This is a genomic window from Amycolatopsis ruanii (assembly GCF_003385175.1).
Classification (GTDB): Bacteria; Actinomycetota; Actinomycetes; order Mycobacteriales; family Pseudonocardiaceae; genus Amycolatopsis_E; species Amycolatopsis_E thermalba.
Genome location: NZ_PQHY01000018.1, coordinates 56,416 through 69,474, shown reverse-complemented (window position 1 = coordinate 69,474; position 13,059 = coordinate 56,416). Strand labels below are relative to the sequence as shown.

General features: G+C 71.1%; 9 protein-coding genes. 3 read left to right on the top strand and 6 right to left on the bottom strand.

All coding sequences use genetic code 11. The features are described 5' to 3' along the window. Window positions 1-50: 50 nt before the first annotated feature. The 5 genes from D0D28_RS12785 to D0D28_RS12765 all read right to left on the bottom strand — a co-directional run bounded on the left by D0D28_RS12785 (window position 51) and on the right by D0D28_RS12765 (window position 7,058). Complete coding sequence (locus tag D0D28_RS12785; RefSeq protein WP_116110718.1) at window positions 51-824, bottom strand: sulfite exporter TauE/SafE family protein; 774 nt, start codon at window positions 822-824, stop codon at window positions 51-53. A 95-nt stretch (window positions 825-919) separates the two neighbouring features. Beyond that, on the bottom strand, window positions 920-2,128 hold the full coding sequence (locus D0D28_RS12780; RefSeq protein WP_094008617.1) for an acyl-CoA dehydrogenase family protein: 1,209 nt from the start codon (window positions 2,126-2,128) through the stop codon (window positions 920-922). 19 nt (window positions 2,129-2,147) lie between these two features. Continuing rightward, on the bottom strand, window positions 2,148-3,446 hold the full coding sequence (locus D0D28_RS12775; protein ID WP_116110741.1) for an acyl-CoA dehydrogenase family protein: 1,299 nt from the start codon (window positions 3,444-3,446) through the stop codon (window positions 2,148-2,150). A gap of 115 nt (window positions 3,447-3,561) precedes the next feature. Further along, window positions 3,562-5,682: an MMPL family transporter gene (locus D0D28_RS12770; RefSeq protein ID WP_116110717.1), complete on the bottom strand. Its 2,121-nt coding sequence runs from the start codon at window positions 5,680-5,682 to the stop codon at window positions 3,562-3,564. Next, the gene (locus D0D28_RS12765) at window positions 5,679-7,058 is read right to left on the bottom strand and encodes an MFS transporter (RefSeq protein ID WP_116110716.1); all 1,380 of its coding nucleotides are present in this window, start codon (window positions 7,056-7,058) and stop codon (window positions 5,679-5,681) included. The genes D0D28_RS12770 and D0D28_RS12765 overlap by 4 nt, the downstream gene beginning before the upstream one ends. Window positions 7,059-7,139: 81 nt before the next feature. Between D0D28_RS12765 and D0D28_RS12760 the strand changes: the two genes are divergently transcribed. Next, a complete protein-coding gene (locus D0D28_RS12760) occupies window positions 7,140-7,778 on the top strand; it encodes a TetR/AcrR family transcriptional regulator (RefSeq protein WP_240323194.1) in 639 nt (212 codons plus the stop codon). A gap of 6 nt (window positions 7,779-7,784) precedes the next feature. On the opposite strand, the gene D0D28_RS12755 is transcribed toward D0D28_RS12760, so the two are convergent. Continuing rightward, window positions 7,785-8,960, bottom strand: a complete 1,176-nt coding sequence (locus tag D0D28_RS12755) for a TetR/AcrR family transcriptional regulator (protein ID WP_094008620.1) — start codon at window positions 8,958-8,960, stop codon at window positions 7,785-7,787. Window positions 8,961-9,087: 127 nt separating this feature from the next. On the opposite strand from D0D28_RS12755, the gene D0D28_RS12750 reads away from it, so the two are divergent. Continuing rightward, the gene (locus D0D28_RS12750; protein WP_116110715.1) at window positions 9,088-10,299 is read left to right on the top strand and encodes an acetyl-CoA C-acetyltransferase; all 1,212 of its coding nucleotides are present in this window, start codon (window positions 9,088-9,090) and stop codon (window positions 10,297-10,299) included. A 2-nt stretch (window positions 10,300-10,301) separates the two neighbouring features. After that, the gene (locus tag D0D28_RS12745; RefSeq protein WP_162831051.1) at window positions 10,302-12,464 is read left to right on the top strand and encodes a 3-hydroxyacyl-CoA dehydrogenase NAD-binding domain-containing protein; all 2,163 of its coding nucleotides are present in this window, start codon (window positions 10,302-10,304) and stop codon (window positions 12,462-12,464) included. Window positions 12,465-13,059: the final 595 nt, after the last annotated feature.

Below are 13,059 nucleotides of genomic sequence, written 5' to 3'. Positions count from 1 at the left end.
TCCGGGGTAGTAGGGAGAGTCGTATCCGGGAGGGCCGCGTTACAGCGGAGTCAGTGCCGCCACACCTTGGCCGCCGACAGGAGCAACAGCGCGGCCAGCAGCGGGATCAGCACGCCGTCCGGCACCGCGCCGAGCAGCAGTCCGCCGAGCACCGTGCCCGCGATCGAACCGGCGGCCATCACCGCGACGAAACGGCCGTTCTCGCGCAGTACGGCGAAACTCCGGTCCCTGCTGTAGCGCACGAAGGCGACCAGCATCGTCGGCAGGGAGACCGCCAGCGAGAGGCTGCCCGCGAGCTTGATGTCCGCTCCGAACAGCAACACGATCGTCGGGATCAGCAGCTCCCCGCCGGCCACGCCCATGAGCGCGGCGACCACCCCGATGGCCACCCCCGCCGCGACCCCGGCGACGGTCCGGGCCGCCGGCAGCAGCGCGAACGGTTCGAGCGAGCCGAAGTGGGTGGCGAGGAGCACGCCGGCGATCACCACCAGCAGGATCGCCAGCACGCGGTACAGCAGCGCCGCCCGCATCCGGGTGGCCCACGTCGCGCCGAGCCACGCGCCGGCCACACTGCCCGGCAACAGGGTGACGAGGACGTCCCAGCGCGCGCCGGCCTCCGCGAACGGCACGGCGAACAGCCGGACGGGCAGTGCGGTGACGACGACCACCAGGCTCATCGCCTTGTTGAGGATCACCGCGTGCAGCGCGGCGAACCCGAAGACCGCGATCAGCAGCGGCAGGCGGAACTCGGCGCCCCCGAGGCCGACCATCCCGCCGAGAACCCCAATGCCCCCACCAGCGGCGAACACCCGAGCCGTCATCATCCGGGCACGGTAACCCACGTGCTTCTGCCGTCACGAGCGATCTTGAAAACCGCCCGTCCGGCTTTCCGGACGGGCGGTTTCCCTTGTCTCACAACCTACTTCAGCTCCGCGCTCGTCTTCCCCAGCAGCCGGCGCGCCACGATCAGCTGCTGGATCTGCTGCGTGCCCTCGAAGATGTCCAGGATCTTCGAATCCCGGGCCCACTTCTCGAGCAGCATGTCCTCCGTGTAGCCGAGCGTGCCGATCAGCTCGACGCACTTCAGCGTGATCTCCACGACCGAACGGCCGGCCTTCGCCTTCGCCATGGAGGCCTGCAGCGAGTTCGGCTTGCGGTTGTCGGCCATCCACGCCGACTCCAGCGTCAGCAGGTACGCCGCCTCGTAGTCGGCTTCCAGTTCCAGGTACGTGGCCGCCGCGGCGTGCTGGTGGTGCGCGGGGCGGTCGTAGTCCACCACGACACCCGCCTCGGCGAGGATCTTCGCCGTCTCCTCCAGCGCCGCCCGCGCCAGGCCGACCGCCATCGCCGCGACCAGGGGGCGCGTGTTGTCGAAGGTCTGCATGACCCCCGCGAACCCCTTGGACGTGTTGATCTCCGGCGAGCCGAGCAGGTTCTCCTTCGGCACGCGGCAGTTGTCGAACCGCAGCACCGCCGTGTCCGACGCGCGGATCCCGAGCTTGTGCTCCAGCCGCACGACCTCGAAGCCCGGCGTGCCCTTCTCCACCACGAACGACTTGATCGCCGCGCGCCCGAGCGACTTGTCCAAAGTGGCCCAGACGACCACGGCGTCCGCGCGGTCACCCGCGGTCACGAAGATCTTCTCGCCGTTCAGCACGTAGCTGTCGCCGTCTTCGGTGGCGGTCGTGGTGATGTTCGCCGAGTCCGAACCCGTGCCCGGCTCGGTGATCGCCATCGCGGCCCACGTCTTCGCGAACCGCTTCAGCTGCTCGTCGTTCGCCACCGACGCGATCGCCGCGTTGCCCAGCCCCTGCCGCGGCATCGACAGCAGCAGACCGACGTCGCCCCAGCACATTTCGATCGCGCCGAGCACCGTCGCCAGGTTGCCGCCGTTGCGGTTCCCGGTCGCCTTCTCCTTTTCGTCGCGCCGCACGCCCGCCGCGCCCGCGCCGCCCTCGCCGGAGGAGTTCAGCCCGTCCAGCACCGCGGCGAACATGTCCAGCTCGACCGGGTACTCGTGCTCGGCGCGGTCGTACTTCCGCGAGATCGGCCGCAGCACTTCCGACGCCGCCTGGTACGCCTGATTGATCAGCGCCCGGGCCTTCTTCGGGGTTTCCAGATTGATCATGATGACCTTCCCAGGCTTGTCAGAGGAGGACGACGCCCTCGAGCACACCGATCGCACGCAGGTCGCGGTACCACCGCTCGACCGGGTGCTCCTTCACGAACCCGTGCCCGCCCAGCAGCTGCACACCGGCGCTGCCGATGCGCATGCCCTTGTCCACGGCCAGCTTGCGGGCCAGCGCGACCTCGCGGGCGAACGGCTTGCCCTGCTCGGCCCGCGCCGCGGCGCGCAGCATGACCAGCCGCATGCCCTCCAGCTCGATCGCGATGTCCGCGACCGAGAACGCGACCGCCTGGCGGTGGCTGATCGGCTCGCCGAACGCGGTGCGCTCGTTCACATACGGGATCACGTAGTCCAGGACGGCCTTCGCGGTGCCGGTGGCCAGCGCGGCCCAGCCCAGGCGGGACAGCCGCACCGCCTCGGTGAACACCTCCGGCGAGCCGCCGCCGAGCAGCGCGCCCGCGGGCAGCGACACCTTCTCCAGGTGCAGCTTCCCGGTCGCCGCGCCGCGCAGGCCCATCGCCGGCTCGGCTTCGATCGACACGCCCGCCGTCGACGACTCGACGAGGAACAGTGCCGGCCCGCGCCCCTCGAGGTCGGCGGACACGACGAACAGTTCGGCCTGCGCCGCGCGCGGGACCAGGGACTTCACGCCGTCCAGCTGGTAGCCGCCGGGCGTGCGGCGGGCCTTGGTGGCCGGCTTGAACGGGTCGAACAGCGGCTTGGACTCCAGCAGGGCCAGCGCCGCGGCCGGCACGTTCTCGCCGACGAACTCCGGCAGGTAGTCGGCCTGCTGCTGCGCGTCGCCCCACAGGACGAGCGCGTTGCTGACCGCCGACGGCGCCAGCACCGCGACCGCCAGGCCGAGGTCGCCGTGGGCGAGTGCCTCGGCGACCAGCGCGTTGGTGACGACCGAGCGTTCGGCACCCGCGCCGCCCAGCTCCTCCGGGATGCCGATGAGCGTCACGCCCAGTTCGGCGGCCCTGGTGAGCAGACCGTCCGGCGGGCTGAGCTTCTCGTCCGCCTCGGCGGCCGCCGGGCGCAGCTGCTCGGCCGCGAACTCACCGACCGTCTCGACGATCATCTGCTGGTCTTCGGACGGCGTGAGGTCGAACAGACCCTTGTCCTCGGCCGGGGCCGGGCGGGTCGCGTCACCGCCCCGCTTGCGCGAGGAGGAGAACGTCCGGCTGGCCGCGCCGGCGACCTTGAAACCGTTCCTCGTCGCCGCCGAAACCAGGTTCTGCACCGGCTCGCGCAACCCGCTGCGTTCCAGCGTCCTGCTGCCCGCGAGCCGGGAGAGGGCGGCCAGGCCGAAGCCCATCACGTCCCGCTTCCGGCCGCCGTTCTCCCTGAGCGCCGCCACGTCGCACTCCCATCGCCGTTACCTACTCACGAGTAGGTTAGCGCATGGAGGCCGGTGAACGCCACCGCCCCGGTCAATCGTGCAGGCCGAAGCGGTCGTGCCACCGGCGCAGCCGCGCGGGCGCCCACCAGTTCACCGCTCCCAGCAGCCGCATCGCCGACGGCACCAGCAGCCCGCGCACGAGGGTCGCGTCCACCAGCACGGCCAGTGCGAGCCCGACTCCCAGCAGCTTGAGCACGCTCAACCCGGAGGTGGCCACCGCGGCGAGGACGACGGCCACCACGAGCGCGGCGGCCGAGACCAGCCGTCCCGTGCGCTCCAGGCCCGCCGCCACCGCGCGCGTGTTGTCGCCGTGCGCCAGGTACTCCTCCCGGATGCGGGACAGCAGGAACACGCTGTAGTCCATGGACAGGCCGAAGGCGATGCAGAACATCAGGATCGGCACCGTCACCTCGAGCTGTCCGGTGTGGACGAAGTCGCCGACCAGCCACTTGAGGTGGCCGTCCTGGAAGACGTACACCATGGCGCCGAACGACGCCGTCAGGCTGAGCACGGTGAGCACGAGCTGCTTCAACGGGATCACCACGCTGCCGGAGAACAGGAACAGCAGCACGAGCATGCTCACCACGATGATCAACGCGGCCCACGGGATGCGTTCGGCCAGCATGTCCTTGGTGTCGGTCAGGACCGCCGCGTCCCCGCCGACCAGGGCGGGACCGGGGGCGGGCAGGGCGCGCACGGCACGGACGTGTTCCTCCGCCGCCGCGGAGTTGGGTTCGGCGGTCGAGGCGACCGACAGCCATCCGCCCTGCCCCGAAGACGCCCCGATGTCGACTCGTGCCGTTCCGGGCAGGCCGGCCACGCTCTGGGCGTACGCGGCCACGGCCGGCGGGTCCGCGTCCGGCAGCACCACGACGACCGGAGCGGCCCCGCCGCCGGGGAACTCCGTCCGCACCGCGTCGCCGGCGATCTGCGCCGGGCTGTCCCGGGGCAGCACCCGGTCGTCGAGCAGGCCGAACTGGGCCTGGCCGAACGGCAGGGCCAGCGCGACGAGCACCGTGGCCGCGGACGCCCCCACCAGCACCGGCCGCCGCATCACCCGCACCGCGAGCCGTCGCCACAGGCCGAGCCGGTGGCGGCGCAGCCGGGCGAACGGGTCGAACCGGTCCAGCCGGTGCCCGAGCAGGGCGAGCACCGGTGGCAGCACCAGGATGGACGCGAGCGCGGCGAGCGCGACCACCGCGATCCCGGCGAAGGCCAGCGACCGCAGGAAGTAGATCGGGAACACCAGCAGCGCGGACAGGGACAGGCCGACCGTGACCGCGGAGAACAGGACCGTCCGCCCGGCGGTTCGCAGCATCGTGACGATCGCCTCCGCGGTGTCGCGCCCGGCTGCCAGTTCCTCCCGGTAGCGCGTGACGAGGAACAGGCTGTAGTCGACGGCGAGCCCGAAGCCGAGCGCGGTGGCGATGTTCAGCCCGAAGATCGAGACCGGGGTGACGGTGGTGAGCAGCCGCAGGATGGCGAGGGTGCCGGCGACGGTGACGGCCCCGATCAGCACCGGCAGCGCGGCCGCGGCGGCCAGGCCGAACGCCACCAGCAGGATCAGCAGTGTCAGCGGCGCGGCGATCAGCTCGGCTCGGGTCAGGTCGGCGGCGCTCTGCCGGTCCGCCTCCTCGTTGACGGTGGCCGAGCCCGTGGCGAGTACGTCCAGGCCGTCGTGACGTCCGCCCAGGTCCTTGGCGAGTGCGCGGGCGGTGTGGCTGATCTCGGTGTCGTCCCCGCTCAGCTTCGCCACGACGAGCGCGCTCCGGCCGTCCGCCGACCGCAGGGCGGGATCGCCGGTCGTCCAGTAGGAGTGGGCGAACCGCACGCCGGGGGTGGTGGCCAGCCGCTCGGTGAGGCGGGTGCCCGCGGCCGCGTGCGCGGACACGTCGTCGCCGGCGCGGACCACGAGCACGAAGTCCGGCGCCCCGGCGTGGAACCGGTCGGCGAGCATCCGGTCCGCCCGCACCGACTCGAACGAGGGGGCCGTGTAGCCGCCGCTGGACAGCTCGCCGGCGGCGACGCTGCCGAACACGCCGGCCAGTACCGCGAAGAACGCGGCGAGGACCAGTGCGCGAACCCGGTGCCGCAGGAGCCGCCGGGCCAAAGTGGACAGTGCGCCGCCGGGGGCGGTGGTGGACGTGGTCATGGTGCCTCTCCGGCGGGCTGCGGGGTGCGGGTGGGGCGGAGCAGGGCGAGGGCGAGTGCCGATCCGGCCGTGGCGAAGGCGGCGGTGGTCAGGAAACCGGCGTGCAGACCGGCCAGGTACCCGCGGCTCGTGGTGACGGCTTCGGCGAGCACCAGGACGACGGCGACGCCCAGCCCGGAGCCGGCCCGCTGGGCGGTGCCGACGATCCCGCCCGCGATCCCGGCGTCGGACTGGCCGACGGCGGTGACGGCGGGCACCGTCGCGCCCGCGAACGCGGTGGGCAGGCCGGCGCCGAAGATCAGCGACGGGAGCAGGATGTCGGTCAGGTAGTCCGCCGCGGGCGGGAGCAGCGCGTACCAGGCCAGTGCGACGGTCTGGAGCGCGAGCCCGAGCGCCAGGGCGCCCGGGCCGCCGATCCGGGCGAGCACGCCAGGCAGCGCCGTTCGCGCCGCGACGATGCCCACCACCGCGACCGGCAGGACGGCCAGCCCGGACTGCACGGGCGTGTACTGCTGCGTGTTCTGCAAGTAGAGGGCCAGCAACGCGAACGCGGGCACGTGGGCCGCACCCACCAGCGCGTTGATCACCGCGGTGACGCTGACCTCGCGGATCCGGTAGAGCCGCAGTGGCATCACCGGTTCGGCCGCGCGGGCTTCGACGACCAGGAACACGACCAGCAGCACGGCCCCGGCGACCAGGGTGACGACTGCCGTGGCCGGGTCGCCGTGCAGCGCGGGCAGGCCGTAGCCGAGCAGCACCAGCGCCGCCGTGCCGGTCACCGCTCCGCGGATGTCCAGCCGGCGGGGCCCGGTGACCACCGGATCCGCCGGCAGCAACCGCGCGACGAGCCCCAGCGCCACGACGCCGACCGGCACGTTGATCAGGAAGATCGACGGCCAGCCCAGGGCCTGGGTGAGCACGCCGCCGAGGGCGGTGCCGATCGCCGCGCCCGAGGCGCCCATCGCGCTCCACACCCCGAACGCCCGCCGTCGCGCGTCCGGCGCGGTGAACGTCGCCGTGAGCAGGGCCAGCTGCGCCGGCACGACGACGGCCGCCGCGACGCCCTGCGCGACGCGGGCCGCGATCAGCACCGTGGCCGTCGGCGCGAGACCGGCCGCGGCCGACGCCACGGTGAACAGCGCCAGACCGGCGCGGAACACGCGCCGGGGTCCCAGCAGGTCGGCCGCCCGTCCGCCGAGCAGCATGCAGCCGCCGAAGGCCAGCAGGTACGCGTTGGTCACCCAGCTCAGCGCGGCCTCGCCCAGCCCGAGGCTCGCCCCGATGGCGGGCAGCGCGATGTTGACGACCGTCGCGTCGAGCAGGACCACCAGCTCGACCACGGTGATGAGCAGCAGGGCCCCGCGTCTTCCGTCCACGAGTGCCTCCTCCAATTTCACTAGAGCATTGCTCTAGTGAGTGTTCCGCTAGAGTGTTGCTCTAGTCAAGGAGGAGGCGTGGTGGCGGAGCGGGTACCGGGGAAGACCGGGGTGCGGGCGGCGAAGGCCGCGCGGACGCGGGCGCGGATGCTCGACGCGGCGAAGGCGCTGTTCGTGCGGCAGGGCTACGCGGCGACGAGCATGCAGGCCATCGCGAAGGAGGCCGGCGTCGCGGTGCAGACCCTGTACTTCACGTTCGCCACGAAGCGGGCGATCCTCGGCGAGCTGCTGGACGTCCACGTGGCGGGCGACACCGAGCCGGTGCCGACGCTGGACCGGCCGTGGGTGGCCGAGGCGATGGCCGCGCCGCGCGCCGAGCAGCTGCGGCTCATGGTGGCCGGCGCGGGCACGATCTTCGCGCGCGTCGCGGACATCCTCGAGGTCGTCCGGTCCGCCGCCGCGGTGGACCCGGAGATCGCCGAGATGTGGCAGGTCAACCTGGATCAGCGGCGGACCGTGATGACCGCGTTCGCCGAGCGGCTGGTGGCGAAGACCGAGCTCCGGGGCGGGATCGACGCGGAGCGGGCGGCCGACATCGCGCTGGCGACCCTCTCGCCCGAGGTCTACCACCTGCTCGTGCACCAGCGGGGCTGGAGCGCGCGGGAGTGGACGGACTGGGCCGCCGACGCCCTGGTGCGTCAGTTCCTGCCCGATCCGTGAGGCCGGCTAGCCCAGGTCCAGTACCGCCGCCATCAGGACCCGCAGCTCGGCGGCCAGTCCCGGTCTCGAATTGACTCTCCGGGTGCGCGACAGGTCGTTCGCAATCGTCAGGGCCGCGTGCACCGTGATCTTCGCTTCGCGGGGGTTCAGCGACGGCTGCGCGGCGCCCAGCAGGCTGACCCACTGCGCCACGTAGTCCCGCTGGATGCGCAGCAGCTCGGCGCCCTCTTCCTCGGCGTAGTTGACCGCGTCGGCCGAGAACGACACCGCCAGCTCCGCCGAACCGGTCAGCACCCGCACGTACGAATCGATCAGCCCGCGCAGCGCCTCCGTCTCGTCCGCGCTGCTCAGCCGCACCCGTTCCGCGTCCAGCAGCAACCGGTCCGCCGCCCGGCGCGCGATCGCCCCCAGCAGCGCCGCCTTGCTCGAAAAGTGCCGGTACACGCTGGGGCCCGCGATACCGGCCGCCGCGCCGATGTCCTCCATGCTCACCGCGTGGAAGCCGCGCCGCTGGAACAACTCCGCCGCCGCCGACAGGATCTGCTCCCGCCGCGAAACCACCCCGACCCCGGCCGGTGCGGGCGCCGGCTCGGCGACATCGTCCGGCAGCCGCACGTGCAGCACCCGGCGGGCCAGCGAAGCCAGCAGCTCGGCGAACCGCTTCCGCGCCACCGACGTCCGGTGGACCGAAACACTGCCGAACACGCTCATCGCCGCCCAGCACAGCAGTTCCGCGTCCGCAGGCCCCAGGTCGGGGCGCAGGTTCATGAGCTCCTTGGCCCACGACGTGAGCAACGCCGCCGACCGGCGGCCGATCTCGCGCTGGTCCTCCGGCGACAGGTGCCGCCCCTCCCACCGCCACAGCGCCGCCACGTCCCGCCGCTCCACCGACGACTCCGCGATGCCCCGCAGCAGCCGCTCCACCTGCGCGCCGTCCGGCCGGCGCAGGGTCGACAACGCGGCCGCGGTCGCGTCCTCCATCTCCCGCACGCCGTCGAGCAGCACGTACGCCAGGATCGCCTGCTTGTCCGCGAAGTGCCGGTACACGGCGGGACCGGTGATGCCGGCCGCCGCGGCGATGTCGTTGATGCCCACCCCGTGGTAGCCGCGGGCGCGGAACAGCTCGGCGGCCAGGCCGGCCAGCTGGGCCTTGCGGTCGGGGCGACGGGACGTACTCGACATGGTGATCCCACTCTAGCCGGAGTGAGACCCCCTGCAAACGGTTGACACCAGGGGAATCAGCCGGAGTATGTTAGTGGCAATTAGCGTCAGACCCAGACGGATGCAGTAAGCAGGAAGGACCGTCGGTGTGAGCAACGAGGCATACATCTACGAGGCGATCCGGACGCCTCGTGGCAAGAACAAGGGCGGGTCCCTGCACGGGGTCAAGCCGATCGACCTCGTGACCGGACTGATTCACGAACTCCAGGCCCGGCACCCGGGCCTGGACCCGGCCGCGATCAACGACATCATCCTCGGCGTCGTCTCGCCGGTCGGTGACCAGGGCGCCGACATCGCGCGCGCCGCGGCGATGGCCGCCGGCCTGCCCGACACCGTCGCCGGTGTCCAGCTCAACCGCTTCTGCTCCTCGGGTCTGGAGGCCGTCAACCAGGCCGCCGCCCGGGTGCGCTCCGGCTGGGAGAACCTGATCATCGCCGGTGGCGTCGAGTCGATGTCGCGCGTGCCGATGGGCTCCGACGGCGGCCCGATGTTCACCGACCCGGCCACGAACTACGACACGTACTTCGTGCCGCAGGGCATCGGCGCGGACCTGATCGCCACCATCGAGGGCTTCAGCCGCGAGGACGTCGACGCCTTCGCGGTGCGCTCGCAGGAGAAGGCCGAGGCGGCCTGGTCCGGCGGCTACTTCGCGAAGTCGGTCGTGCCGGTCAAGGACATCAACGGTGTCACGATCCTCGACCACGACGAGCACCGCCGCCCCGGCACCACGCTGGAGAGCCTGGCCAAGCTCAAGCCGGCGTTCGAGACGATCGGCGAGTTCGGTGGCTTCGACGCGGTGGCGCTGCAGAAGTACCACTCGGTCGAGAAGATCAACCACGTCCACACCGGCGGCAACTCCTCCGGCATCGTCGACGGCGCCGCGCTGGTGCTGATCGGCAACGAGCAGGTCGGCAAGGACCTGGGCCTGACCCCGCGGGCCCGCATCGTGGCGGCCACCATCACCGGGTCCGACCCGACGATCATGCTGACCGGGCCGACGCCGGCCACCAGGAAGGTCCTCGACCTCGCCGGGATGACCACCGACGACATCGACCTGTTCGAGCTGAACGAGGCGTTCGCGTCGGTCGTGCTCAAGTGGATGAAGGACCTGAAGCTGCCGGACGAGAAGGTCAACGTCAACGGCGGGGCGATCGCGATGGGCCACCCGCTCGGCGCGACCGGTGCCATGATCCTGGGCACGATGGTCGACGAGCTGGAGCGGCGCCAGGCGCGTCGCGCGCTGCTGTCGCTGTGCATCGGCGGCGGAATGGGTATCTCGACGATCATCGAGCGGGTGTGATCATGACCAACACTATTCGCTGGGACCAGGATTCCGACGGCGTCGTCGTGCTCACCCTGGACGACCCCAACCAGTCGGCCAACACGATGAACGCCGACTTCCGCGAGTCCTTCAAGAACACGGTCGAGCGGCTGGAGTCCGAAAAGGACTCGATCACCGGGGTCGTGATCACGTCGGCGAAGAAGACGTTCTTCGCGGGCGGTGACCTGCGTGACCTGATCCAGGCCACGCCGGAGCACGCGGCCGAGATCACCGCGAGCACCAACGCCATGAAGGCCCAGCTGCGCAAGCTGGAGACCCTCGGCAAGCCGGTCGTGGCCGCCATCAACGGCGCCGCGCTCGGCGGTGGCCTGGAGATCGCGCTCGCCACGCACCACCGGATCGTCGCGGACGTGCCGGGCACGGTCGTCGGCCTGCCCGAGGTGACCCTGGGCCTGCTGCCCGGCGGTGGCGGCATCGTGCGCACCGTGCGGCTGCTCGGCATCCAGAGCGCCGTGCTGAACGTGCTGGTGCAGGGCCAGCGGCACAAGCCGGCCAAGGCGCTGGAGCTCGGCCTCGTGCACGAGGTCGTGTCCAGTGTGGACGAGCTGCTGCCCAAGGCCAAGGAGTGGATCAAGGCCAATCCCGAGGCGCAGCAGCCGTGGGACGTCAAGGGCTACAAGATTCCCGGCGGCTCCCCGTCGAACCCGAAGTTCGCGGCGAACCTGCCCGCGTTCCCGGCCAACCTGCGCAAGCAGCTCAAGGGCGCGCCGATGCCCGCCCCGCGTGCCATCCTGGCCGCGGCGGTCGAGGGTGCGCAGGTCGACGTCGAGACCGCGACGCAGATCGAGACCCGCTACTTCGTCAGCCTGGTCACCGGTCAGGTCGCGAAGAACATGACCAAGGCGTTCTTCTTCGACCTGCAGCACATCAACTCCGGCGGCTCCCGCCCCGACGGGTACGAGAAGTACCAGGCGCGGAAGGTCGGCGTGCTCGGCGCGGGCATGATGGGGGCCGCGATCGCGTACGTGTCGGCGAAGGCCGGGATCGAGGTCGTGCTCAAGGACGTCTCGCTGGAGGCGGCCGAGAAGGGCAAGGGCTACGCGGTCAAGCTCGAAGAGAAGGCGCTGTCGCGGGGCAAGACCACCAAGGAGAAGTCGGACGCGCTGCTGGCGCGCATCAAGCCGACGGCCGACCCGGCGGACTTCGCCGGGGTGGACTTCGTGATCGAGGCCGTGTTCGAGAGCCAGGAGCTCAAGCACAAGGTCTTCGGCGAGATCGAGAACATCGTCAACCCGGACGCCGTGCTCGGCTCGAACACCTCCACGCTGCCCATCACCGGCCTCGCGCAGGGCGTGCAGCGGCAGGAGGACTTCATCGGCATCCACTTCTTCTCGCCGGTGGACAAGATGCCGCTGGTGGAGATCATCCGCGGCGAGAAGACGTCGGACGCCACCCTGGCGAAGGTCTTCGACTACACCCTGCAGATCAAGAAGACACCGATCGTGGTCAACGACAGCCGCGGCTTCTTCACCAGCCGGGTGATCGGCACGTTCATCAACGAGGCGGTCGCGGCATTGGGCGAGGGTGTGGAGCCCGCGTCGATCGAGCAGGCCGGTTCGCAGGCCGGCTACCCGGCGCCGCCGCTGCAGCTGATGGACGAGCTGACGCTGACCCTGCCGCGGAAGATCCGCGAGGAAACGAAGGCGGCGATCGAGGCGTCGGGCGGCACCTGGCAGGGACACGCCTCCGAGGCGGTCATCGACCGGATGATCGACGAGTTCGACCGCAAGGGCCGCTCCAGCGGTGCGGGCTTCTACTCCTACGACGAGAACGGCAAGCGCATCGGCTTGTGGCCGGGCCTGCGGGAAGCGTTCAAGTCCGGCGGCGCCAACGTGCCGTTCAAGGACCTGCAGGAGCGCATGCTGTTCGCCGAGGCACTGGAAACGGTCCGCTGCTTCGACGAGGGCGTGCTGCTGTCGGTGCAGGACGCCAACATCGGCTCGATCTTCGGCATCGGGTTCCCGGCGTGGACCGGTGGTGTCATCCAGTACATCAACCAGTACGAGGGTGGCCTGCCCGGTTTCGTGGCGCGGGCGAAGGAGCTGGCGGAGAAGTACGGTGAGCACTTCCAGCCGCCGGAGTCGCTGGTGAAGAAGGCCGAAGCAGGCGAAAAGTTCGAGTAGGACTGAGAAGGAAAGGCGCCCTTCCCAACAGGGGAGGGCGCTTTTTTCTTTGAACCCAACCGGCGCCCGGCAACGCAGCAGCACCGACCACCCCCAGGGCCGCGCGGCAGCCCTGCACAACCGGCGCCCGGCAACGCAGCAGCACCGACTACCCCAACCAGACCTCCCCCGCCCCCGATCCACAGCCTGCTTTGGTCGCCGATCAGGCGTGTCAAGGTACTCTTTCCCGCCTTGACACGCCTGCTCGGCGACTGAAACACAATCAGGCATCGGGGGCGGGGGTGGTCGGAAGGTGACCGTTCGGCGCCGTGAGGCGCTTTAACCGCCCGAAGGGCGGACTCTTCGCCTGCCCAACGTTACCTCTAAAGATCAAAAGATGTCCTCGCCGGACGGGCAGGCTCCGGGATGACGGGGGACCGTTGTCGTCTCACCTCGGGCAGGTGGTCGCCGGGTGGTCATCCCGTCGCCTTCCGGTTTGTGCGTATCACCTTGAGCCAGGGCCGCAAGGTTGGCACCGTCGGCCGCCGGAGAGAGCCCGGGTTGCGGCCCTGGCTCAAGGTGATCGTTGCGTGTCAGGCGACGGGATGACCACCCA

What these genes read in the sequence shown, in the direction of transcription:
- D0D28_RS12785 (WP_116110718.1), bottom strand. Translation starts at nt 824, where the DNA reads ATGATGACGGCTCGGGTGTTCGCCGCTGGTGGGGGCATTGGGGTTCTC.
- D0D28_RS12780 (WP_094008617.1), bottom strand. Translation starts at nt 2,128, where the DNA reads ATGATCAATCTGGAAACCCCGAAGAAGGCCCGGGCGCTGATCAATCAG.
- D0D28_RS12775 (WP_116110741.1), bottom strand. Translation starts at nt 3,446, where the DNA reads ATGGGCTTCGGCCTGGCCGCCCTCTCCCGGCTCGCGGGCAGCAGGACG.
- D0D28_RS12770 (WP_116110717.1), bottom strand. Translation starts at nt 5,682, where the DNA reads ATGACCACGTCCACCACCGCCCCCGGCGGCGCACTGTCCACTTTGGCC.
- D0D28_RS12755 (WP_094008620.1), bottom strand. Translation starts at nt 8,960, where the DNA reads ATGTCGAGTACGTCCCGTCGCCCCGACCGCAAGGCCCAGCTGGCCGGC.
- D0D28_RS12745 (WP_162831051.1), top strand. Translation starts at nt 10,302, where the DNA reads ATGACCAACACTATTCGCTGGGACCAGGATTCCGACGGCGTCGTCGTG.